Raw genomic sequence first — 19,328 nt, 5'->3', positions numbered from 1 at the left:
TTGTCCTCCGCGGGGCCCAGCGGGCTGTGGCTGCTCGCGGCGGCGATGGCCGTCGTCGGCATGTCCGGCAGCGTCTTTGGCCTGGCACGGCAGAAGTACCTCACCGAGGCGGTGCCGGTGGAATTCCGCGCGCGGGCGCTGTCCACCCTGGGCGGGGTCAACCGGATCGGTGTGTTCATCGGCCCGTTCCTGGGCGCAGCCGTGATGCAGTTCGGCGGCATCGGCGGGGCGTACCGGGTGGGCGTGGTGGCGATGGCGGCCGCGGCGCTGCTGTCCCTCACCATCCCGGACCTGGCCGCGGCGGAAACGCACGACGGCGCGACGGCCGGTCCCCAGCCGACGCTTCGCAGCATGGCGGTATCCCACGCGGGGGTCTTCCTTTCGCTGGGCGTGGGCATCCTGCTGCTGAGCGCGCTGCGTTCCTCCCGGCAGGTGGTGATCCCACTGTGGGCGGACCACCTGGGCATGGACGCCACCTCCGCCTCCTTGATCTACGGGCTGTCCGGGGCCATCGACATGCTGGTGTTCTACCCGGCAGGCAAGCTCATGGACCGCAGGGGCCGGCAGTTCGTAGCCGTCCCGTCAACCCTGCTCATGGGCACGGCGCTGCTGCTGATTCCGCTCACCGGATCCTTCGTGGGGCTGCTGCTCGCGGCGCTGCTGATCGGTTTCGGCAACGGCATCAGCTCCGGACTGGTGATGACCCTTGGAGCCGACTTCTCACCCGACCGCGGTAGGGGCCAGTTCCTGGGGTTGTGGCGGTTCATGGCTGACGCCGGCTCCACCGGCGGGCCGGTGCTCCTGTCCGGGGTGACGGCCCTGGCCTGGCTGGGCGCCGGAATCTCGGCCACGGGCATCCTGGGGTTCGCGGCGGCAGCCGTGTTCGCCGTCGTGATTCCCCGCCTGAAGCACCGCCGCAACTACTGACTTGCCCTATCACTTGTGGTGGCTAAAACGCCGGGTTAGGGACCAGAAGTGATAGGGCAACGGCAGAGGCGGTTATCCTCGACAGATGGGTGAAACGGCGATTCCCACTCGGATCAGTGCGCTGCAGAAGGGCCTGTGGTGGTTGCAGGACTACGTCTATGCGGCGGTGTGCCAGGTTGAGGGCATGCTGTCCCGCGTGCAGCCGGGCTCGTTCCACCAGGGGCACCGTAGTCCTGTGGTGATCATCCCGGGCGTGTATGAGAATTGGCAGTTCATGCTGCCCCTCATCCAGTCCGTCCACGACGCCGGCCATCCCGTCCACGTGGTCACGGTGCTGCAGCGGAACAAGCTGAAGGTGCCGGCGGCGGCCAGGCTGGTGGCGCAGCACATCGAGGAGGCCGGGCTGCGGGACGCGGCCATCGTGGCCCACAGCAAGGGCGGGCTGATCGGGAAGTACGCCATGCTCAACCTGGACCCGGAGCAGCGGATCTCCCGGATGATCACCGTGTGCACGCCCTTCTCCGGCTCCACCTACGCGCGCTACATGCTGCTGCCCAGCCTGCGGATCTTCTCGCCGCGCAACTCGCTGACCCTGGAGCTGGCCCGCGAGGAGACCATCAACAGCCGGATCACGTCCATCTACGGCCCGTTCGACCCGCACATCCCGGAGGGCAGCGTCCTGCCGGGTGCCACCAACATTGAGCTGCCCACCGCCGGACATTTCCGGATCCTGGGGGATCCGGAAACGGCCCGGATCATCGTTGAGCAGCTGACCCCGGACGAGCCGTGAGTTCTGTGGAAAGGAATTACGACGCCGGGCGGCCGGCTCCGCAGGAGCCTGACCACACGCGTCCGGAGAGTTCGAGCGAGCGGCGGCAGAGCCGGTGGGCCACCGTGCTGGCGGTGCTGCAGCGGCTGCTGTACCTGCTGGTGACCATCGCCGTCGGATGGGCCGTCTGGTTCTTCCTGCTCTCGCGGCTGTCCCGCGGTCCAGAGCAGGCGTGGGTGTTCCTGCCCGTGTGGCTGATCCTGGCGTATGCCCTGCTGCCGCGTATCCACAAGATCCTCAGCAGCCTCTACATCCCGGACTACTTCATCGGCAGGACCAGGACAGGTGACGGCGTGCTGGGCGACCCCGTGAACCTGGCTGTGGTGGGGACCGGGGACGAGCTGCGCCGCGCCATGCTGTCCGCCGGATGGGTGGAGGCGGACCCCATCACACCCGCAACCGCCTGGCGGACCCTGACGTCCACAGTGCTGGGGCGGAGCTACCCGCAAGCGCCGGTCAGTTCGCTGTACGTGTTCGGCAACCGCCAGGACCTGGCATTCCAGCGCGAGATCGACGGCAACCCGCGCAAGCGCCACCACGTCCGGTTCTGGGAATGCCCCGAGGGCTGGATGCTGCCGGGCGGAATCCCCGTTGATTTCGTGGGCGCCGGCACCTACGACCGGAGCGTGGGACTGTCCCTCTTCACGTTCCAGATCACGCACAAGATCGCCGACCGCACGGACGAGGAACGGGACTTCATCATCGAGACGCTTCAGGCCGCCCGCGCCGTGGAGTCGGTCCACGTCATCCTCAACTACTCCACCGGCTACCACCACCGCAACGGCGGCGGCGACGCCATACGCACGGACGGGCACCTGCCCATCATCGACCTCTATGAGCCGGGCCATCCCGGGCTGGCAAAGAAGTAAAAGCGCAGGTCAGGGGCGAATTCAATTTTTCAGATACCTTGAGCCTTCTTTGACGCTTTCACCCCATAGTTCCTGAGATTGGCCGTGCAAAGTGGTCCCCAGCTAGACAACACGCACATCAAAAGTCTGAGGGGACACGTCATGAAGAACAGCACTCTGATCAAAGGCACCGCAGCCATCGCAGTGGGCGCAGCACTGCTGCTGGGCGGCGGCGGAACGCTGGCAGCCTGGAACGCGGAAGCGACGCAGACTCCGGGCACTATCGTGGCCGGCGACCTGAACGTGGTCAACGCCACCACCGCGGGGGTGTGGAAGGACCGTGCCGGTGCAACCATCGACATCGCTACCTACAAGGTGGTCCCGGGCGACAAGCTCACCTACACGCAGGACCTCACCGTCACTCTGGTGGGTAACAAGATGGCCGCGAACATCACCACCACCGGCATCACGGCCACCAACGGCTTTACGCCCGCAAACGTTGCTGTCACGGGTCCCGCCCTCACGGTCGGCACCACCCCGGTTTCAAACCCCCTGACCCCGACAGGATCTGCACAGACGGTCACCGCCACCATCACGTTCGAGTTCCTGTCCGCGACGTCCGGCCGCAGCGACGTCAACAAGACCTACAACTTCAACGATGTGGCGTTCCAGCTGCAGCAGGTGGTTGCCGGTTCCGGCTTGGTTGCGCCAACGGTAGCCCCCTAACCTGCCGCCGGCGGGTGGCTGAACAGCCACCCGCCTGTCGGACCAAGGAACAGGACCAGGAGGAAGACCAATGCGCACCAAGCGCTCACTTCAGGCGGCGGCACTCATCGCCGCGGCAGTGCTCCTGGGACTCTTGACCGTGCAGGGCACGTACGCCCTCTGGAGCGCCAGCACGTCGGCCGCCCCCGGGACTGTTGCCTCGGCGTCGTTCGATGTGGCGCTCGGCGCAGTTCCGTCCGGACAGGTCACGAATATGACGCTGGCCACCGGGCAGCCGGCAAACCTGGCCATCACCCCGGCGGCCACCCTCTCGCCCGGAACCTCGGTGTACGGGGGCGTGGCAGTCACCAACAACACCAACGCCGGCGGTACCTTCAACACCACCGTCACTGTAGGGCAGCCGGTCGTGGCGAATGTGTCCGGCGGAAGCCTGGCCCAGTACGTGACAATCAGCGCCAAGGCCACGGCCAGCGCCGCGGAGTGCGGCGCCACCGGCAGCTATGCGCCGGTCGGCTCCGCGGGACTTGTTTCGCCGGCTGTCGCCAAAGGCGGGTCCACCGTCTTCTGCTTCCAGGCCAGCCTCAGCGCGGCCGCCCCCACCACCGTGAAAGGACAAGCAGTGAACATCACCCTTCCGCTCACCGCCCGTCAGTTGTGCGGGGTGCCTGGTGGCTGCTGACCTGACAGAAAGCACCGTCGTCGGCCATACCCCGGATGGGGAGGACACGCATCCGGCGGAACTGCCGCCGTCGGAAGCGGCACCGGTGGGCAAGGTCGAGTACCAGGTGGGCCGGGGCCGGCGCGCCGGTGCGTGGACCGCCGTCGGACGCATTGCCAGCATGTCCGCCCTGATGATCGCGTTGTTCGCCGCGCTGGTCCTGATCGTGCTGCCGGTGGCAACGGGCTCGCAGCCCTACACAGTGCTCACCAACTCGATGGCCCCCAAGTTCCCACCGGGCACGTTCCTGGTAATGAAGCCGGTTGCCTTTGACCAGATCCAGTACGGTGACGTGGTGACGTTCCAGCTGTACTCGGGACGGCCTGAGGTGGAGACGCACCGGGTGGTCGGTTTCGGAGCCACGCAACAGGGCGAGAAGACGCTCATCAGCCGGGGCGATAACAACGGCGCCAACGATCCTGAACCCGTCAGGGAAATCCAGGTCAAGGGCAAGCTGTTCTACGCAGTCCCGTACGCCGGCTTCGTGGCCAACGCGCTGGGGAACTCCGACCGCGGCACCTGGAGCACCATCGCTGCCGTCGGCCTCATCGGCTACGGCGCCGTCACGGTCTTCACAACAGTGCGCAAGTCCCGCAAGTCCCGCATGGCTGGGGCGTCCTGATGGGCAAGTTCCGGGACCTCCCAGGTGCCGGGGCCGCCGTCGGCGCCTTCGCACTGACGGTGATGCTTGGGGTGGGCGGCGCGTCGGCGTCGGCCCTGTGGCAGCAAAGCGCGACGGCGACCATGACCGTGAGTGCCGCAGCCACCTGGCCCGGTCCGGCGATCACGTCCCTCACCTGCACCAATGATGCGCCCGAGAAAGTGGCGACATTGACGGTGACCCTTCCAACGGGCCCGGCCAACATCACATACGCGGCGGTGCACGCTGACGGAAGTACGGGTCCAAGCTATCAGGGGCCGCTGACCCTGCTTGGGTTGACTCCGGGGTCAATCGTCCTGACTGGCAGTCCGCAGCCCTCGCCCATCATCCGGGACAATCCGGCGGGTTCCTTAACAGTCCGGGTTACGGCCACCTACCTGAACCAGACGGTCTCGTCCATGGACATCATCCTGACCAACAGTCCGCACAACGGCAAAGTGATCTGCCTGTAACTCCTGAACACCCGAAGCTGGAGCCAGCTCGGCGGAAGCAGGCGCCGCTATGTCCCCCCCCCACATAGTGGCGCCAGCTCCTGCCGAGCTGGTGTGCGTTGCGTCCAGCGGGGATCCGCAGTGGAAGGGCGGCCGCCGCCAATTCGCCGGAGTGCTGCAGGATCGCTGTTCCGATACAGCGAATGCGCAGCGTTCCAGCGAATTGGGGGGCCGCGGCGCGCTGAACAGCTGCGAGCAGCGAGGGAAAGTGGGGTCCGGGGCGCAAGAGGTGCGGGCCGTAACCGGGTACCTGGCGGCGCCCACTTCAAGACGCCGCCAGGAGAGTGATGGCTTGCAGGAGAACCATCCGGCCGGGGCCTTTCGGCCTGGCAAGAGCAACTATTCAGTGTGTGGATCAATAAAGGGCCCTCGAGGCCATCAAGAAACGGTCAAATTCCCCACAGGAATTGCCCGTGCCAGACGGACCCCGCGAATCCGGGCCCCGAACCGCGCCGTCGTGCGTTCAGGGAAACTTAAGCTGCCCGCCACCTTCCGGCCGCCTGCAGCCATGGGTAGTGTGTGACGATGCTGCGAGGCTAAGCAGACGCCCGCCGGACCGACGCCGAGGAGCGCCGTGGCTTACTTTTTCCGGAATGGTTGTGCATTAGGAATGGGACGGATGCCGGAGATGGGTACCTGCACGTTTGAAGGCGCGCGATGACGCGCCGGCTGGGTGTTGAGGAAGAGTTCCTGATTGTCGACGACGGCGGGAACCCCGTGCCGCTGGGTGCGGTCCTTGACCAGCTCAGCGATTTTCCCCGCCTCACCAGCGAGATGAAGCAGGAGCAGATCGAAACCTGCACCCTGCCGCGCATCAGCCTTGCCGAGCTGGCCCACGACATCACGGACGGCAGGAAGAGCGCGGACGCCGCGGCCAGGCGCGTGGACGCGCGGGCCGCTGCGTTGGCAACCTCGCCGGTGCCCGTGCAGTCCACCCTGGCGCCGGGGGAGCGCTGCTCCCGGCTGATGGAGAAGTTCGGGCTCACCGCGGTGGAGCAACTGACAGGCGGCTGCCACGTGCATGTGGAGATCGAGTCGGAGGAGGAGGGCGTGGCCATCCTGGACCGCATCCGGATCTGGCTGCCCGTCCTGCTGGCCATCAGCGCCAATTCGCCCTACTGGCAAGGGACGGACACGAGCTACGCGAGTTACCGTTCCCAGGCCTGGAGCCGGTGGCCCACCACAGGGCCTGCCGAGATTTTCGGTTCCGCTGCCGCCTACCGGCACGAGCTGGAACAGATCCTCAGCTCAGGGGTCCCGCTGGACCAGGCCAATCTCTACTTCGACGCGCGGCTGAGCCACAAGCATCCCACCGTGGAAGTTCGGGTGGCGGACGTGTGCCTGTTTGCCGACGACGCCGTCCTCATGGGAGCCCTGGTGCGGGGCCTGGTGGAGACGGCGGCCCGGCAGTGGCGGGAGGGGATTATGCCGGTGCCGGCCTCGGCCACGCAGTTGCGGCTTGCGTCCTGGCAGGCCAGCCGCTACGGACTGGACGGCAATTTGGCGGACCCGTTCACCGGTACGCCTAAGGGCGCCTTCGAGGTGGTGGTGGCCCTCCTGGACCACCTCCGCCCGGTTCTGGAGGAGCAAGGCGAATTCAGTGTTGTGGAGTCTTTGCTGTTCCAGGTGCTGCACCGGGGGACCGGTGCCGCAGTGCAGCGGAACTCCTACGCAGGGGCGCTGAACCTGCGCGCAGTGGTGGCCGACGCCGTCACCGCCACGTGTTTGCCCGCCACGGCGCCGCCGGAACCTGGAAGGGCGGCTGCGCTGAACCGCGGCCTGGTGCTGTAACGGTTCCTGCTAGCGGCGCGGGGAGCCCCGCCGTCGTGCCGCGAAGGCGAACAGCGAGGTGGTGGCCACCGTGGCCAGGTACCCCGCTATGACAATCAGCGAGATCCCGGCCCAGAAGTAGTTGGTGGTGCTGGCCTCCTGCCAGGGGCTCGGCGCGATCCGGGTCAGCGAGTAGATGGCCACAGCCGCCGAGGCCAGTCCGAGCAGAACCGGCAGCGTCAGCCAGATCCGGGCCGAACCGATGTGGCCGCCGAAACCGTCCCAGGCGTTCCAGGCGCCCCGCCGCACGATGAGCCAGCCGGCAGGGATCATGAACGCGCCCACCAGCAGGAACGCCGCCACCACGTCCGCGGGCCGGTGCCACTGGTTGATCAGCGTTGAAACCCCGGAGGCGATGGCGAACGTGCCGCCCACAAAACCGGCCATCGGGCGCCAGCGCGGGGACGCCATGAGGAACACCGCGGCGGCCGCCGAGGCCGCAAGCGTGGTGTGGCCGGACGGGAGGGAGTTGATGTCCAGCGTCACTACGCCTTTGTCCGGCCGGGCAGGCAGCATGGCCTTGAGCACCTGAGTGGCCACGTTGGCGCCGATGCATGCAGCCACCGCGATCCCGGCCTCCGCCCAGCGCTTGCGGATCACGGTCACAAACAGCACCACGACGGCGGCCATCACCAGCGAGATGGTGGGCAGCAGATCCAGGAACCTGGTGCTCGCCTTGCCTGCCGGGCCATGGAGTTCCACGGCCTCCACCAAAGCGGACTCGTCGATGAACTGACCCGTGGTGGTCTGGACAAAGTAGTAGTAGGTGGCGACCAGCCCGGCCACGCAGGCCAGGGTTGCCAGCATGAACAGGAAACCCGAGCCCGGAGCTGGTCGGGATGCGGTCCTGATGCCTGCCTGCCGTGAAATTGTCATCGGCTTAAGGGTGTCACAGAAAGCTGGGAGACCGCTTGGACTTGACGGGCGTGCCGCCGCCCTGGGGAGGGCCGGGCCTCTGCCCCGGGGGAGGCAGCCGGCGTCAGGCGGGGGCCGCTGCCAGCTCTTCGATGATCTCGAACTGCTCGCGGACGCCGCCCTCCATGCCGGACTGGGCAATCATGTCGCGGACCTCCCTGCTGCCCGCGTTGGTGCGGATGCTGACCGTGGTGCCGCCTCCGTCGGCCTCCTCGAAGGTGACGGTGTTCACCACGGTCCCTTCCTCGCTGTCCGGCGCCGCCTCCGGCATCTCCATTACCTCGGTGTGCACGATCCGCTCGTTGGGGACGATCTCCCGGTACGTGCCGTGGAAGGCGACCTCGAATCCGCCGTGGGCCACCATGACATACCGCCATGTACCGCCCACCCGGAAGTCCATGTCCGCGACGGTCATCTCGCCCCGGCGCCCGGGCCACCACTTCCGGACCAGATCGGGGGTGGTCCAGGCCCGGTATACCAGGTGCCTGGGCGCGTTGACGGTGCGGGTGATCAGGATTTCCTCGTCGCTGGGGAACGTGACTTCCATGGTGCTGCTGCCGGTTTCTGCCACTGTCCTGCTCCTTATCTAGCTGTCCTGCTGTTTCAGTTCGTCAAGCACGTCTTCAAGCAGGTCGAACCGCTCCGCCCAGAGGTGCTCATAGCCCGCCACCCACGCGTAGATGGGCTTCAGGGCCTCTGCGTTGAGCGAGTAAATGCGCTGCCTGCCCTCGTCCCGAACGTGCACGGCGCCCACTTCGCGGAGGACCCGGAGGTGCCTGGACACGTGCGGCTGGGCAAGATCAAGCCGGTCCACAAGTTCACCTACCGTGCGCTCGCCGGCTGCCAGGGCGTCCAGGATTTCCCGGCGGCGCGGTTCGGCCACCGCATTGAAGGCGTCCTCGGTAGTAGCTGCGCGTGCCATGGAGCAATCGTATATCCATATTGATATGTTTTGAAGACCCCTCACCAAGCCGTCGCCGTTCTGCGGGAGGGTTTCCACCGACGGTAGGGTGAATGCCATGCCTGCCAGCGCCTCGCCTCTGCCGGACTTGCCCCCGCTGCAAGACCTTTTGGCCGGCGCGCACGTGGTCAGCCTGCCCATGCGGATGAAGTTCCGCGGCATCCTGGAGCGCGAATCGCTGCTGCTGCGGGGCCCGGCCGGGTGGGGGGAGTTCTGCCCGTTCCCGGAGTACGGCGACGCCGAGGCCTCCCGCTGGCTTGCCTCCGCCATCGAGGCCGCCTGGCTCGGGTTCCCCGCACCGCTGCGGACTGCCATTCCGGTGAACGCCACCGTGCCGGCCGTTCCCGCTGAACTGGTGGAAGGTGTGCTGGCCCGGTTTGGGCGGGTGGACGCAGTCAAGGTCAAGGTGGCCGAGCGGGGCCAGACCCTCGACGACGACGTTGCGCGCCTCGCCGCCGTACGGGCCGCCCTGCCGGATGCCGCCCTGCGCGTGGACGCCAACGGCGGGTGGGACGTACCCACGGCCGTCAAGGCACTCACCCGGCTGTCCGCCGTCGGGCTCGAATACGCCGAGCAGCCCGTGCCCACCATCGAGGGCCTCGCGGAAGTGCGCACGCAGCTGCGTGCGGCCGGCATCCCTGTGCCTATCGCCGCCGACGAAAGCGTCCGCAAGGAGGACGACCCGCTGCGTGTGGCCAGGGCCGGCGCCGCCGACCTGGTGGTGGTCAAGGTGGCGCCCCTCGGGGGAGTGCGGCGTGCCCTCGACATCGTGGCGCAGGCCGGCCTGCCCGCCGTCGTCAGCTCCGCCCTGGACACCTCGGTGGGCATCCGTGCAGGCCTGGCCCTGGCCGCCGCACTGCCGGATCTACCCTACGCGTGCGGGCTGGGGACGGTGTCCCTGTTCGAATCGGACGTCACCCTGGACCCCTTGACGGCCGACGACGGCGCCATCCGCCTGCGCGAGGTCACGGCCGACCCCGGGCTGCTGGAGCGGTATGCGGCCTCCCTGGAGCGCCAGGAGTGGTGGCTTGCCAGGCTGCGCCGGGTCCACGCCGTCCTCGCCGCCTGAGACCCTCTCTCACTTGTGGCGGCTTCCCCCGGGACGCTCTCTCACTTGTGGCGGCTTCCCCCCGGGACGCTCTCTCACTTGTGGCGGCTTTCCCCAGGGACCCTCTCTCACTTGTGGCGGCTTCCCCCGGGACGCTCTCTCACTTCCGCAGACGTTCCTGCAGGTCATAGGCGGTTAACCTTGGCTTCACCTGTCTGATGTTTCCCCGTAGAAAGCGCCTGACAGGGTGGCACGGACCCCAGAGGAACATTTTGGAAGGCACCCTCATGTCTGAAACGCCCACCCGCAAATTCACGCTGCTGCCGATGCTCGGCCATACCAAGGGCAAGCGCAGTGCCGTCACCTGCGCCCTGAAGTGCGACAACGCCTGCGCCGGCGATGTCTGCAACACCAGCTCCAACAGCTACTTCCGTGACATCGCCTCCGCCACCATGTCCCGACGCGCCGCCCTGGGCTTCGGCGCCGCCGGTGCGCTCGCCGTCGTCCTCGGTTCAGCAGTAACCTCGCCTGACTCCGCCTCCGCAGCCGGCCTGTCCAAGGCAGCGAAGGAAGGCTTCGGCAAGTCCAAGCTCCAGTTCACCGCCATCCCGTCCATTGACGCCACGGTTGACGCGGTCACCGTTCCCGAAGGCTTCACCTGGCAGCCGGTCATCCGCTGGGGCGACCCCATGTTCAACGACGCACCGGAGTTCGACCTGGCCAACCAGACGGCGGAGGCGCAGGAGAAGCAGTTCGGCTACAACAACGACTACACGGACATCCTGGAGATCCCGGGCAGCAAGGGCCGCCGCGCGGTGCTGTTCTCCAACCACGAGTACACCAACGACGCCATCATGTTCCCGCCCACCATGCCGGCAGACCAGATGCGCGCTGTGGGGGCAGCTGCGCACGGCCTGTCCGTGGTGGAGCTGGAGCGCCAGAACAAGAACAAGCCGTGGACCTACGTCAAGGGCGCGGAACTGAACCGCCGCTTCCTGAACACAACCGTGTACGAGCTCACGGGGCCGGCCGCCGGCTCCGCCCTGGTCAAGACCGTGGAAGACCCTGCCGGCCGCTTCATCAAGGGCACCCTGGGCAACTGCGCCGGCGGCACCACCCCGTGGGGCACCATCCTGTCCGGTGAGGAAAACTTCCAAGGCTACTTTGTGGGCAACGGCACGTCCGCCGGCGACAAGCGCTACGGCATCACGTCCAAGCCCACCGCCCGCCAGTGGGAGCTGGACGAACCGCGCTGGGACACCCGCAACCCAGGCTACGAGAATGAAGCCAACCGCTTCGGCTACATCGTGGAGGTGGACCCGTTCGACCCCACCTCCACCCCGAAGAAGCACTCCATGCTGGGCCGCTTCAAGCACGAGGGCGCCAACGTCATCATCGCCAAGTCCGGGCACGTGGTGGCCTATTCCGGCGACGATGAGCGCTTCGACTACCTGTACAAGTTCGTCTCCAAGGACAAGTACCGCGAGGGCGACCGCAAGCACAACATGACCCTCCTGTCCGCCGGCAGCCTCTACGTGGCAAAGTTCACCGGAAACTCGCCCGCCGCCGAAATCACTGGCACCGGTGTGGTTCCCTCGGACGGTGCCTTCGACGGCACGGGCGAATGGCTGCCGCTGGTGCTTGACGGCAAGTCCGCCGTGCCCGGCATGTCCGTGGAAGAGGTCCTGGTGTACACCCGCCTGGCCGCCGACAAGGTTGGCCCCACCAAAATGGACCGCGCCGAGGACGTGGAGCCAAGCCTGCAAACGGGCAAGGTCTACGTGGCCTGCACCAACAACTCCAACCGCGGCACCGGCACGAACGAGGGCGCCACTGAGGTGAACCCGCGCAACCAGAACCGCGACGGGCACATCGTGGAGATCACCGAAACCGGCGACCAGACCTCCACCGCCTTCACCTGGAACCTGCTGATGGTCTGCGGCGACCCGGCCCAGGGCGACGTCACCTACTTCTCCGGCTTCCCGGTGGACAAGGTTTCGCCCATCTCCTGCCCGGACAACCTGGCGTTCGACTCCGTTGGCAACCTCTGGATCTCCACCGACGGCGCCCCCTCCGGCATCGGCCGGGCGGACGGCTTGTTCAAGGTCACGCTGGAGGGCGCCGAGCGCGGCAAGGTGGAGCAGTTCCTCGCCGTCCCGCGCGATGCCGAGACCTGCGGCCCCATCATCCACGACGAGGAGCGCAGCGTGTTCGTCGCCGTGCAGCACCCGGGCGAGGACGGAACCTTCGAGAACCAGGTGTCCTTCTTCCCGGACTACGTTGCGGCAGGCACGACGCCGGCCCCCGGCCAGGCGCGCGCCCCGCGTCCGTCCGTGATCCAGGTGTTCCCCGTCCGCGACTGACCCTTCTGACGCTCTCTCACCTACGGCGCCTTTTGGATCAACGCTCTCTCACTGTCTGCCTGCTGGGGCGGCGGACAGCGAGAGAGCGTACCCCTTTAAGCCCCCGTAGGTGAGAGAGGGTTTGGGTTGTGGCCGCCGTAGGTGAGAGAGGGTTTGGGTTGTGGCCGCGGTAGGTGAGAGAGGGTTTGGGTTGTGGCCGCGGTAGGTGAGAGAGCGTCCGGGGGGTGGCAGACTGGACCAGTGCCTTCTGAGAACCTCCTGACGTCCCTCGCCGCCGCCCGGATCATTGTCAATACCTTGCTCGACGGCGGGGTGCGGCACGTGGTGGTTTCGCCCGGTTCCAGGTCGGCCCCCATGGCGTACGCGCTGGCCGAGGCGTCCGCAGCGGGCCGCGTGGAACTGCTGGTCAGGATCGACGAGCGTGCCGCTGGGTTCACGGCCCTGGGCCTTGCCTTGTCCACCGGTTCCCCGGCCGCCGTGCTGACCACGTCCGGAACCGCCGTCGGAAACCTGCTGCCGGCCGTGATGGAGGCCAACCACGCCGCCGTCCCGCTGATTGTCCTGTCCGCGGACAGGCCGGACGAACTCCGCGGAACAGGCGCCAACCAGACCACCGTCCAGCCGGACCTCTTCGGCGAACAGGTCCGGTTCGCTGCCGACGTCCCCGCGGGCAGCAACCCGGAGCGCGCCATCCAGACCGGCCTTTCCGCGGCGACCGGAGCCTTCGCCGAGATCCCGCCAGGGCCGGTGCAGCTCAACCTCGCGTTCCGGGATCCGCTGGTCCCATCCCCGGAGGAGGGGCTCCCGACGGCGGTGGAGCGGCAGCGCTACCGGATCGGAACAGAGCCGCTGGTCATGAACCTCCCGCCGGCGGCGGATGAGCTGCCGGAGCGGCGGACCGTTGTCCTGGCCGGGCACGACGCCGGACCGGTGGCCGAGGCGTTCGCCCGCGCCCACAACCTGCCGCTGCTCGCCGAGCCGTCATCCAACTCCCGGTTCGGCCCCAACGCCGTGGGCCCGTACCGGCTGCTGCTGGAACATTTCGGGCCGGATTCCAGGCAGCCCATTGAGCGGGTGGTGCTGTTCGGCCGGCCCACCCTCTCCCGCCCCGTCGCCGCGCTGCTGGCCCGGGCCGACGTGCAGTCAGCCCTGTACCAGCCCGTTCCGGTGGCCTGGTACGAGCCCGGCCGCCGCACGGAACTGCCGCTGGAGAACCTGTCCGACCTCGCCGACTTTGCCGGCCGCGGCACCTCCGCCTGGCTGGACACCTGGCTGCTCGCCGGGTCCGCCGCACAGCACGCCCTGGACGGCGTTTTGGCCGCGGAGGCTGCGGCCACCGGCCCTTCCGTGGGGGCGATGGTGTGGCGCCACGCCCGCGGGCAGCTGCTGCTGGGGTCGTCCAACGGCATCCGCGACGTGGACCTCGCCGGCCTGCCCGCGCCGGAGCCGGCCGCCACCGTCTACGCCAACCGGGGCCTGGCCGGGATCGACGGCACCATCTCCACCGCCACGGGCATCGCGCTGGGCGGGCGGCAGGAAACCACTGTCCTGCTCGGTGACGTCACCTTCCTGCACGACGCCGGCGGCCTCTTCCTCGGCGCGGGGGAAGAGCAGCCGGATCTGCGGATAGTGGTCCTCAACGATGCCGGCGGCGCCATCTTCGGGCTGCTTGAGCACGGCGCGGTGGAGGAAGGCGGGAAGTACGGAGACGCCGTCGAACGCCTTTTCGGCACCCCGCACTCGGTGGACATCGCGGCACTCGCCGCGGCGTACGGCGTGGGGCATTCAGTGGTCAGCACGACGGCGGGACTCGCCGAGGCGCTCGCCCGGCCGGTGTCCGGGCGCACCATCGTGGAAGTCCGCACCGACCGTCATTCCCTGCGGCAGCTGCACGCGCGGATCAAGGACTCGGTTGCGGCCGCTGTTGGGGGAGTGTTGGTGCCGTAGGCCGTAGGTCCCCGCCGGACCGGTCAGCCCGTGGGCGGCGTGAACTGGCTGGCGGTGAAGACCGCCCCCTGCGGGTCCCGGATCACGGCCTCGCGGGTCCATCCGGTGTCGTCCTGCCGAAGGACCTGGGCGCCGAGCCGTTCGGCGTCGAGGGCTGTCCGGTCCCGGTCGGCCACAGCGAACGTGACATGCCAGTGCGGCGTCCGGTCGGGTCCAATCGGGACGATCCAGGCGACGGCGTCCGCAAAGCCGGGTGGAGCCGCAAACTCGGACTGCCGTGCCCTGATCTCCGGATCCACCGTCTTTTCAAGGTGCTCGCCGTACCCGGGCACGCGGACCATCAATCCGAAGTCGGCGTCGTCTGCCCCGAAGCCCACCTTGTCCACCTGCCAGCTGAACGCGCCCTGGTAGAAGCCGACGGCCGCCTCCGGGTTGCGTGTGTGGAGGTCGCTGAAGTTCCAGGTCCCGGGCTGGTTGACGGCCTGTGCCCCGCCTTGCCGCTTCGGCTGCCAGAGGCGGAATTCGACGCCCTCCGGATCAGTTAGCGCCGCGCTGCGGCCGTCCTCTCCCGCGTCTGTTGCCGGTGCCCGCAGCCCGGCACCGGCAGCGACCAGCCGGTCCACTGCGGCATCTGCGTCCTCGACCGCGATGTAGGTGCTCCAGGCCGTTGTATCTTCGCGGCCGCTGGCGATCCCTGCCACGTCCGCGCCGTCCAGCTGGGCCACCAGGTAGCGGTCCGTCCCGCCGCCGGGAGCTGCCTCCCGAAACGTCCAGCCGAAGAGTCCGGCATAGAAGGTAGCTGCCGCGTCGATTCCAGGCTGGGTCGTGTCGATCCAGCACGGCACCCCTGGAGGGTACGCCCGTCCGTTCATGTTCCGCTCCTGCTTTCCTTGATCGCTGCTTCGAATGTGGGCAGGCTCCGCTCGATCATGTCCTCGTTGGCTGTCAGGGACATCCGGAAGAACCCGGGCGTCTCGAACAGGGTGCCCGGGAAAACGAAGACGTCGCGGCGGGCGAGGGACTCGGTGAAGGCTTCGTCGTCCGGGCCGGGGGTGCTGACGAACAGGTAGAACGTGCCCTCCGGCGGCTGCATGCGGTAGCCCATGCTGCCCAGCGCGTCCACCAGGCGGTCCCTGCGCCGCTCCAGCTGGCCGACGTCGATGGAGAACTTCTCCAGCGCCGGAAGCGCGTGCTGCAGCAGCGCATTCGGGTACACCCAGCCCATCGCCACCTGCAGGCCGCTGATGGCCGGTGCCATCTCTTCCCGGTGCGGCATGGCCGGGGGCAGGGCCAGGTACCCCACCCGCTGGCCGGGGGAGAGGTGCGTCTTGCCGTAGGAGTAGGCCAGCAGCGTGTACGGGTAGTACTCCGCGGGGCTGTGGAACCGCGCGCCGCCGAACACAATGCGGTTGTAGGCCTCGTCGGAAATGAGGTAGATGCGGCGCCCAATCCTCGCAGACGCAGTTTCCAGCAGGTCGGCGAGCCGGAGCAGCAGCTCCGGAGGATAGATCCGGCCGGTGGGGTTGTTAGGGGAATTGACGATCACAACCCGCGTCCGCGCCGTGATGGCCGCTTCGATGGCGGCGAGGTCAAGATCGAACGTGGCAGTGTCGACCTTCACCTTCACCGGTACAAGCCCGGCTTCGAGGATCAGCGGCTCGTACAGGAACCAGGGCGGCAGGCTGTAGACCACCTCGTCGCCGGGATCCGCCACGGTCTTCAGCGCCAGCGCGATCGCGGCGAACCCGCCGGTGGTAAGGAAGATGTCCCCTGTCCTGAAGGGCACGTCCAGCAGCCGTTCAAGGGACTGTGCGGCCGCCTCCCGCGCCGTCTCCACGTTGGTTTTATAGGCAAACCATTGATCATCGCGGGGAACCAGGGCATCCCGCAAGGTGTTGACGTAGCGGTCCGGCGGCATCTGGTGGGGGTTGCCGAACGTGAAGTCGCAGACGGTGTGCTGGTCCTGTCCCCGGCTAAGGTACCGCCGGATGAAGGAGTCAACCCGCTGGAACGAGGGTACCGATGCCAGCCGTGCAGCGCGTTCGGATACTGCCGCCGGCGGTGGTGTGGCTTGGGGATTCATATCTGCGCTCCTGGATGCGCCGCCGGGTGGGACGGCGGCCGGACGGGCAGCGCGCTGCTGAGCCAGGGCTGTGGTGGGACCTATTGTGTGCCCCGGCACCGCGGAAGTAAATGCCCGCACGGAAGGCGCGTGCCGCCGTCGTACACCTCCTGCAAAGACGGGGCGCAGAGTGTCCTGTGACGCACAAATCCCCGGCGCTGCGGAAAGATCCATAGTGCCGGGGATTGTGCGTAGCGAAAGCGGGGAGGGCCTACTCCTCGATGTCGATGTGTGTCGGATCGAGCACGCGGCGCAGGAACTCCTTGGTGCGCGGCTGGGTGGGGGCGCTGATGACCTGCTCGGCCGCGCCTTCCTCCACCACCACGCCGCCGTCCATGAACACCACGCGGTCAGCCACTTCACGGGCGAAGCCCATCTCGTGCGTGACCACCAGCATGGTCATGCCCTCCTTGGCCAGGTTCCGCATGACGGAGAGGACGTCGCCCACCGTCTCGGGGTCCAGCGCAGACGTGGGCTCGTCGAAGAGCATCAGTTCCGGGTCCATGCTCAGTGCACGGGCAATCGCCACACGCTGCTGCTGGCCGCCGGAGAGCTGGTCCGGGAAACGGTCGGCCAGGTGCCCGAGTCCCACGCGCTCCAGGTTGTGCATGGACACCTTGTCCGCTTCGGCCTGGGAGCGCTTGAGGACCTTGGTCTGGGCGATGGAGCAGTTGCGCTTCGCGTCCAGATGCGGGAACAGGTTGAACTGCTGGAACACCATGCCCACCTTGCGGCGCATTTTGTCGATGTCCACGTCGGGATCGGTGGCCTCGAAGCCTCCAACCTGGATGGTGCCCTGGTTGGGCTGCTCCAGCAGGTTGACGCAGCGGAGGAGGGTTGATTTGCCCGAGCCGGAGGGCCCGATCAGGCACACCACTTCACCCGGAGCCACGTCCAGACTGATGCCTTTCAGGACCTCGTTGGATCCGTAGGACTTGCGCAGGTCTTTGATCGCTACGCCGGCGGCGTGGATGGTACTGGTGCTGCCGCTGGAGGAATGTACGACGTCGTTCATTGTCTTCCCTGCCTATCGCTTGGTCCGCGCGGAGCGGCTTTCGAACTTCCGGGCCAGGAGGCTCAGGGGGATGGTGATGACCAGGTAGAAGGCACCGGCTACCAGGAGCGGCGTCAGGCCTGCGCCCAGGCTGGAGATGCCGTCGCGGCCGAACTTGGTGAGCTCGTACTGCGAGGCGGTCAGGCCCAGGACGTAGATCAGTGAGGAGTCCTTGGTCAGCAGGATGATCTCGTTGGTCAGCGGCGGCAGGACGATCTTGAACGCCTGCGGGATCACGATGGTCACCATGGCGCGCCACTGCGGCATGCCGAGGGAACGGGCGGCTTCCAGCTGGCCCTTGGGGACAGCCTGCAGACCGGCGCGGAGGGTTTCGGCGATGTATGCCGATGCAACCATGCCAAGCGAGATCATCACGATCACCGTGACGTTCCACGAAACGCCGAAGGCCAGCGGAACACCGTAACCGAAGGCGATGAACACGAGCAGGGCGGGGATGCCGCGGAAGAACTCGATGTAGCCCGTGGCGATCCAGCGGTACAGCGGGAAGCTGGAAAGCTTCATCAGGGCCAGCAGCAGGCCGCCGGAGAGTCCCACGATGAAGCCCAGGAAGGTGTAAATCAGGGTGTTGACCAGGCCGGTGATGAAGATGCCCGGGAACATCGGTCCGATCTTGGCGAAGTTGAAGACGCTGTTGCCGATGGTCTCCCAGTCGGTGGCCAGGATCAGCGCGGCGACGGCCACAACAAAGATTCCGGCCTGGACGTACAGGCTTACTCTGGCGCGTTGACGTGCTGTCATTGCCATTGCCATGGGTTGCTCACATTCGTTATGCGTGGCAGAGGCCCCGGACGGACTGCGTACAGCTTGTCCGGGGCCCCGGCTGCGTGGTTCTCAGGGCTGGAAAGGATCCAAGGCTACGGACGCCTTGGGCCCATGCTCTGGTTTACTTGGCGGTCTCGCCGAACCAGGTGGTCTTGAACTTCTCCAGCGTGCCGTCTTCTTCCAGGCGTTCAAGGGTGCCGTTAACCTTCTCCAGCATGGCGCTGTTGCCCTTCTTGACGGAGATGCCCAGCTGCTCGCCGGTGGCAAAATCCTCGACGCTCTTGAACTTGGGGTCGTCCTTGATGGCGTAGCCCAGGACGGACTGGTTGCCGAGGGCGGCATCGATGGTGCCGGCCTGGAGCGACTGGACCAGGAGGCCGGTGTCCTCGAACTGTTGCGCCTCAAGGCCCTGCTCCTGCGCGTAGTCGGCGCCGGTGGTGGCCTGCTGCACGCCTACCTTCTTGCCCTTGGCGTCGTCCAGGCTCTCGATGCCGGATCCCTCGCTGGCAACCAGGGCCAAGTCGTCGTCGAGGTAAGGCGTGGAGAAGTCCATGACGGATTTGCGGGTGTCCGTGATGGAGATCGAGGAGATGCCAAGGTCGCACTGGGTCAGGGCGGTGCCGGTTTCGATCGCTTCGAAGGAGCTGTCTACGATGCTGAGTTCAGCGCCGAGGTCCTTTGCAATTTCCTTGGCGATGTCGATGTCGTAGCCGACCGTCTGGCCGTCCTTCTCGAACTCGAACGGCTCATAGGGGATGTCGGAGCAGACCGTGAGCTTGCCTGCGTTGATCAGCTGGATGCCGCCTTCGGACGCGGCGGGCGTGGAACTGCCGCCACCACACGCCGTGAGGGTAAGGGCGCCGACGGCGAAGACTGCTGCTGCCTTGGCGGTGATCTTGGCCGTGGCCAGGGACTTGAGCTGCATGTTTCTTTACCTTTTGTTGCAGGGGTATGCGGTTCTAAATCGGTTCATAGTGTAGCCCCGATTATGAGATGTGCATCACAGGAAACTTAGTTTCACTATTGGATAACTAAATCACACCAAAAATCAAGCGTGTCGGGCGGGAACTTGTCTGCGATTCCAGACCTGGGGCTGGATGGCCAG

Annotated in this window: 19 protein-coding genes; 11 read left to right on the top strand and 8 right to left on the bottom strand. The window is 67.0% G+C overall.

What is annotated here, in order from left to right; genetic code table 11:
* The 8 genes from AC5RTT_RS10000 to AC5RTT_RS09965 all read left to right on the top strand — a co-directional run.
* A partial coding sequence (locus AC5RTT_RS10000; protein ID WP_494145058.1) for an MFS transporter occupies positions 1-927 on the top strand: 927 nt, incomplete at its 5' end.
* 85 nt (positions 928-1,012) lie between these two features.
* Positions 1,013-1,717 carry an esterase/lipase family protein gene (locus tag AC5RTT_RS09995; protein ID WP_494145057.1) on the top strand — a complete coding sequence of 235 codons (705 nt, stop codon included), beginning with the start codon at positions 1,013-1,015 and terminating at the stop codon, positions 1,715-1,717.
* Positions 1,714-2,625: an LssY C-terminal domain-containing protein gene (locus tag AC5RTT_RS09990; protein WP_494145056.1), complete on the top strand. Its 912-nt coding sequence runs from the start codon at positions 1,714-1,716 to the stop codon at positions 2,623-2,625. The genes AC5RTT_RS09995 and AC5RTT_RS09990 overlap by 4 nt, the downstream gene beginning before the upstream one ends.
* A gap of 141 nt (positions 2,626-2,766) precedes the next feature.
* Positions 2,767-3,330: an alternate-type signal peptide domain-containing protein gene (locus AC5RTT_RS09985; RefSeq protein ID WP_494145055.1), complete on the top strand. Its 564-nt coding sequence runs from the start codon at positions 2,767-2,769 to the stop codon at positions 3,328-3,330.
* Between the two features lie 70 nt (positions 3,331-3,400).
* Positions 3,401-4,009 (top strand): SipW-dependent-type signal peptide-containing protein, encoded by a 609-nt coding sequence (locus AC5RTT_RS09980; protein ID WP_494145054.1) that lies wholly within the window; start codon positions 3,401-3,403, stop codon positions 4,007-4,009.
* Entirely contained in the window at positions 3,999-4,670 is a 672-nt protein-coding gene (locus AC5RTT_RS09975; RefSeq protein WP_494145053.1) for a signal peptidase I, read from the top strand. Before AC5RTT_RS09980 ends, AC5RTT_RS09975 begins: the two co-directional genes overlap by 11 nt.
* Entirely contained in the window at positions 4,670-5,161 is a 492-nt protein-coding gene (locus AC5RTT_RS09970) for a hypothetical protein (RefSeq protein ID WP_494145052.1), read from the top strand. Before AC5RTT_RS09975 ends, AC5RTT_RS09970 begins: the two co-directional genes overlap by 1 nt.
* Before the next feature lie 696 nt (positions 5,162-5,857).
* Entirely contained in the window at positions 5,858-6,991 is a 1,134-nt protein-coding gene (locus tag AC5RTT_RS09965) for a glutamate--cysteine ligase (protein WP_494145051.1), read from the top strand.
* A gap of 9 nt (positions 6,992-7,000) precedes the next feature.
* Here the strand turns inward: AC5RTT_RS09965 and AC5RTT_RS09960 are convergent, their stop codons facing one another.
* The 3 genes from AC5RTT_RS09960 to AC5RTT_RS09950 form a co-directional block, all read right to left on the bottom strand.
* A complete protein-coding gene (locus tag AC5RTT_RS09960; RefSeq protein ID WP_494145050.1) occupies positions 7,001-7,906 on the bottom strand; it encodes a phosphatase PAP2 family protein in 906 nt (301 codons plus the stop codon).
* Positions 7,907-8,009: 103 nt separating this feature from the next.
* Positions 8,010-8,516, bottom strand: a complete 507-nt coding sequence (locus tag AC5RTT_RS09955) for an SRPBCC family protein (protein WP_494145049.1) — start codon at positions 8,514-8,516, stop codon at positions 8,010-8,012.
* Positions 8,517-8,531: 15 nt separating this feature from the next.
* The gene (locus tag AC5RTT_RS09950) at positions 8,532-8,867 is read right to left on the bottom strand and encodes an ArsR/SmtB family transcription factor (protein WP_494010281.1); all 336 of its coding nucleotides are present in this window, start codon (positions 8,865-8,867) and stop codon (positions 8,532-8,534) included.
* A 97-nt stretch (positions 8,868-8,964) separates the two neighbouring features.
* Between AC5RTT_RS09950 and AC5RTT_RS09945 the strand changes: the two genes are divergently transcribed.
* The 3 genes from AC5RTT_RS09945 (at position 8,965) to menD (ending at position 14,264) form a co-directional block, all read left to right on the top strand.
* Entirely contained in the window at positions 8,965-9,975 is a 1,011-nt protein-coding gene (locus AC5RTT_RS09945; RefSeq protein ID WP_494145048.1) for an o-succinylbenzoate synthase, read from the top strand.
* Between the two features lie 266 nt (positions 9,976-10,241).
* Positions 10,242-12,317 carry a PhoX family protein gene (locus AC5RTT_RS09940; RefSeq protein ID WP_494145047.1) on the top strand — a complete coding sequence of 692 codons (2,076 nt, stop codon included), beginning with the start codon at positions 10,242-10,244 and terminating at the stop codon, positions 12,315-12,317.
* 240 nt (positions 12,318-12,557) lie between these two features.
* Positions 12,558-14,264: a 2-succinyl-5-enolpyruvyl-6-hydroxy-3-cyclohexene-1-carboxylic-acid synthase gene (gene menD / locus AC5RTT_RS09935; protein WP_494145046.1), complete on the top strand. Its 1,707-nt coding sequence runs from the start codon at positions 12,558-12,560 to the stop codon at positions 14,262-14,264.
* Between the two features lie 23 nt (positions 14,265-14,287).
* Here the strand turns inward: menD and AC5RTT_RS09930 are convergent, their stop codons facing one another.
* From AC5RTT_RS09930 to AC5RTT_RS09910, 5 genes are all read right to left on the bottom strand, one after another.
* On the bottom strand, positions 14,288-15,136 hold the full coding sequence (locus AC5RTT_RS09930; RefSeq protein WP_494145045.1) for a VOC family protein: 849 nt from the start codon (positions 15,134-15,136) through the stop codon (positions 14,288-14,290).
* The gene (locus AC5RTT_RS09925; protein WP_494145044.1) at positions 15,133-16,347 is read right to left on the bottom strand and encodes an aminotransferase class I/II-fold pyridoxal phosphate-dependent enzyme; all 1,215 of its coding nucleotides are present in this window, start codon (positions 16,345-16,347) and stop codon (positions 15,133-15,135) included. The genes AC5RTT_RS09930 and AC5RTT_RS09925 overlap by 4 nt, the downstream gene beginning before the upstream one ends.
* Positions 16,348-16,597: 250 nt before the next feature.
* Entirely contained in the window at positions 16,598-17,401 is an 804-nt protein-coding gene (locus tag AC5RTT_RS09920; RefSeq protein WP_494145043.1) for an amino acid ABC transporter ATP-binding protein, read from the bottom strand.
* 12 nt (positions 17,402-17,413) lie between these two features.
* Complete coding sequence (locus AC5RTT_RS09915; RefSeq protein WP_494010288.1) at positions 17,414-18,205, bottom strand: amino acid ABC transporter permease; 792 nt, start codon at positions 18,203-18,205, stop codon at positions 17,414-17,416.
* A 139-nt stretch (positions 18,206-18,344) separates the two neighbouring features.
* Entirely contained in the window at positions 18,345-19,148 is an 804-nt protein-coding gene (locus AC5RTT_RS09910; protein ID WP_494145042.1) for an ABC transporter substrate-binding protein, read from the bottom strand.
* Positions 19,149-19,328 lie beyond the last annotated feature (180 nt).

The sequence above is a fragment of the Arthrobacter sp. Y3221157 genome, assembly GCF_059089865.1.
Note: the sequence above shows the minus strand (reverse complement) of the source record. Positions and strands in the feature narration are given on the sequence as shown.

What these genes read in the sequence shown, in the direction of transcription:
- AC5RTT_RS09980 (WP_494145054.1), top strand. Translation starts at nt 3,401, where the DNA reads ATGCGCACCAAGCGCTCACTTCAGGCGGCGGCACTCATCGCCGCGGCA.
- AC5RTT_RS09910 (WP_494145042.1), bottom strand. Translation starts at nt 19,148, where the DNA reads ATGCAGCTCAAGTCCCTGGCCACGGCCAAGATCACCGCCAAGGCAGCA.
- AC5RTT_RS09965 (WP_494145051.1), top strand. Translation starts at nt 5,858, where the DNA reads ATGACGCGCCGGCTGGGTGTTGAGGAAGAGTTCCTGATTGTCGACGAC.
- AC5RTT_RS09930 (WP_494145045.1), bottom strand. Translation starts at nt 15,136, where the DNA reads ATGAACGGACGGGCGTACCCTCCAGGGGTGCCGTGCTGGATCGACACG.
- AC5RTT_RS09985 (WP_494145055.1), top strand. Translation starts at nt 2,767, where the DNA reads ATGAAGAACAGCACTCTGATCAAAGGCACCGCAGCCATCGCAGTGGGC.
- AC5RTT_RS09940 (WP_494145047.1), top strand. Translation starts at nt 10,242, where the DNA reads ATGTCTGAAACGCCCACCCGCAAATTCACGCTGCTGCCGATGCTCGGC.
- AC5RTT_RS09945 (WP_494145048.1), top strand. Translation starts at nt 8,965, where the DNA reads ATGCCTGCCAGCGCCTCGCCTCTGCCGGACTTGCCCCCGCTGCAAGAC.
- AC5RTT_RS09920 (WP_494145043.1), bottom strand. Translation starts at nt 17,401, where the DNA reads ATGAACGACGTCGTACATTCCTCCAGCGGCAGCACCAGTACCATCCAC.
- AC5RTT_RS09950 (WP_494010281.1), bottom strand. Translation starts at nt 8,867, where the DNA reads ATGGCACGCGCAGCTACTACCGAGGACGCCTTCAATGCGGTGGCCGAA.
- AC5RTT_RS09970 (WP_494145052.1), top strand. Translation starts at nt 4,670, where the DNA reads ATGGGCAAGTTCCGGGACCTCCCAGGTGCCGGGGCCGCCGTCGGCGCC.
- AC5RTT_RS09915 (WP_494010288.1), bottom strand. Translation starts at nt 18,205, where the DNA reads ATGGCAATGACAGCACGTCAACGCGCCAGAGTAAGCCTGTACGTCCAG.
- AC5RTT_RS09995 (WP_494145057.1), top strand. Translation starts at nt 1,013, where the DNA reads ATGGGTGAAACGGCGATTCCCACTCGGATCAGTGCGCTGCAGAAGGGC.
- AC5RTT_RS09960 (WP_494145050.1), bottom strand. Translation starts at nt 7,906, where the DNA reads ATGACAATTTCACGGCAGGCAGGCATCAGGACCGCATCCCGACCAGCT.
- AC5RTT_RS09925 (WP_494145044.1), bottom strand. Translation starts at nt 16,347, where the DNA reads ATGAATCCCCAAGCCACACCACCGCCGGCGGCAGTATCCGAACGCGCT.